Raw genomic sequence first — 549 nt, forward strand, 5'->3', positions numbered from 1 at the left:
GTCTGCGCGCCGATCTGCACGCTGCCGCTGCTCGGGATGTAGGCGCCGCCGAGGATCTTCAGCAGCGTCGACTTGCCCGCGCCGTTCTCGCCCATCAACGCGTGGACCTGCCCCGGGTGGGCGGTGAAACTGATGCTGTCCAGCGCCTTGACCCCGGGGAAGGTTTTGCCGATGCCGTCAAAGCGCAGTGCCGCTGCGGTCATTTCCACAGCCCGATCTTGGTCAGTTCTTCCTGGAAGTTGGCGCGGGTGATCAGCGTCACTTCGTCCATCGCGGTGTACTTCGGCGGTTCCTTACCGGTGGTGACCCACTCGTACATCATCAGCGCGGTGTTGTAGCCCTCGATGTGCGGGCTGGGCAGCATCGAACCGAAGAAACCGCTGTTGGCTTTCTTCAACTCGCCGATGGCGTCGGTGCCGTTGATGCCGATGCCGATCACGTTGGCGGCTTTGAAGCCGGCGCTTTCGGTGGCGCGCACGCCGCCGAGCACGGTGTTGTCGTTCATGCCGCCGATGATCAGGTTCTTCGCGCCGCTGGGCAGCTTGACCA

Annotated in this window: 1 protein-coding gene and 1 pseudogene; both read right to left on the bottom strand. The window is 63.8% G+C overall.

Annotation, left to right across the window (positions count from 1 at the left end; translation table 11 throughout):
* A partial coding sequence (locus INT12_RS31010; protein ID WP_193059241.1) for an ATP-binding cassette domain-containing protein occupies window positions 1–203 on the bottom strand: 203 nt, incomplete at its 3' end.
* Window positions 200–549: pseudogene (locus INT12_RS31015) on the bottom strand (arabinose ABC transporter substrate-binding protein); the annotation flags it as partial. The pseudogene INT12_RS31015 and the gene INT12_RS31010, both read right to left, overlap by 4 nt.

It is taken from the genome of Pseudomonas sp. K8 (genome assembly GCF_014889455.1).
Classification (GTDB): domain Bacteria; phylum Pseudomonadota; class Gammaproteobacteria; order Pseudomonadales; family Pseudomonadaceae; genus Aquipseudomonas; species Aquipseudomonas veronii.